Genomic DNA, 1406 nt, shown 5'->3' with positions numbered 1-1406 from the left:
GGCGTCCTTGACCAGCTCCTCCTTGGACGACCAGCGGCGGTACAGCGCGGCCTTCCCGGTCTGGGCCGCCGCCGCGACGCCCTCCATGGTGAGGCGCGCGTAGCCGTCCGTGACGAGCTGCTGGAGCGTGGCCCCGAAGATCGCGCTCTCCAGCACCTCGCCGCGCCGGCGCAGCGGCGCCGCCTCGGTCGCTCCGCGCGTGGCCTCGGGTTCGGCGGACATACCGGCACCACCTCTCCGCTGTCCCGGATCGACTCCCGATCTACTCCCGATGTTAGTGAACGAACCCGTTCTCTCCTACTCCTCCCGACTTCGACGCGTTCGCGGCGTTCCCGCCCCCTGGCGCCCCACGGGCCCCTATGCTCGCCGGATGGAGTCGAACGGGACCTTACAGCCGTGCGAAGTGCTGGTGGTCGGCGCGTACTTCGCGGATCTGGTGTTCCACGGGCTGCCCCGGCCGGTCGAACCCGGCGGGGAGGTGTTCGCCGACGGCTTCGCGTGGGAGGCGGGGGGCGCGTTCACGCCCGCGATGGCGCTGCGCCGGCTCGGGCGGGACGTGGTGTGGAGCGCGGACTTCGGCACGGACGCCTTCAGCGCCCAGGTGCTCGCCAGCGCCCGGCGGGAGGGGCTGGACGCGTCGGCCTTCCGCCACCACCCCGTCCCGGTGCGGAGCGTCACGGTCGCGATGGCGTACCCCGGGGACCGCGCGATGGTCAGCTTCCAGGACCCGGTCGAGCCCGTGCCGCTCGTCCCGCTGCTGCGGCGGTACCGCCCGCGCGTCCTGATGGTGCCCCAACTGCGGTGGGACGACGAGATGGTGGCCGCCGCCGAGGCCGCCCGCCGGCTCGGCACCCAGGTGGTCATGGACTGCCACGACTCCCCCGCGACGCTGGACGACCCGGCGGTGCGCCGCGTGCTCTCCCTGATCGACGTCTTCACCCCGAACGCCGCCGAGGCGCTGCGCCTGACCGGCGCCGCCGGCCCGGAGGACGCGATCGCCGAACTCGCCGGCCTGGTGGCGACCCTGGTGGTGAAGCGCGGCGCGGACGGCGCCACCGCCGTCCGCGGCGGCGAGCGCCACGACGTCCCGGCCGTCCCGGTGCGGCCCGTCGACACCACGGGCGCCGGGGACTGCTTCGGCGCGGGCCTCGTGCACGGCCTGCTCGACGGCCGGAGCCTGCCGGACTGCCTCGCGGCGGCCGTGGTCTGCGGGGCCGCGGCGACCACCGGCCCCGGCTCGTCCGCGGCCCTGCGCGCCGACGAGCTCGCCGCCCGGCTGCCGCTCGCCGCCGCACCACCCCTGCTTGAGGTGAACACTTCATTCCGCTGAGTGATCGTGCTAGCGTCCGACGGATGTCACGGATGTCACCGGTCTCACGGATTCTGGTCACCGATCTGGACGGCAC

Annotated in this window: 2 protein-coding genes; one reads left to right on the top strand and one right to left on the bottom strand. The window is 74.5% G+C overall.

The features are described from left to right. Positions 1 to 222: TetR family transcriptional regulator (locus AB0O00_RS39455; RefSeq protein ID WP_363659491.1), on the bottom strand; the 222-nt coding region annotated here is incomplete at its 3' end. A 148-nt stretch (positions 223 to 370) separates the two neighbouring features. On the opposite strand from AB0O00_RS39455, the gene AB0O00_RS39450 reads away from it, so the two are divergent. Continuing rightward, positions 371 to 1330, top strand: coding sequence for a PfkB family carbohydrate kinase (locus AB0O00_RS39450; RefSeq protein ID WP_363659490.1), 960 nt, complete (start codon positions 371 to 373; stop codon positions 1328 to 1330). Positions 1331 to 1406 lie beyond the last annotated feature (76 nt).

Origin of the sequence: Kitasatospora sp. NPDC093558 (assembly GCF_040683475.1) — a bacterium.
Taxonomy (GTDB): Bacteria; Actinomycetota; Actinomycetes; order Streptomycetales; family Streptomycetaceae; genus Kitasatospora.
The sequence above is the reverse complement of the archived record's forward strand: the minus strand, read 5'-3'. Positions and strand labels throughout refer to the sequence as shown.

Coding starts and splice junctions, on each gene's coding strand:
- AB0O00_RS39450 (WP_363659490.1), top strand. CDS start 371: ATGGAGTCGAACGGGACCTTACAGCCGTGCGAAGTGCTGGTGGTCGGC.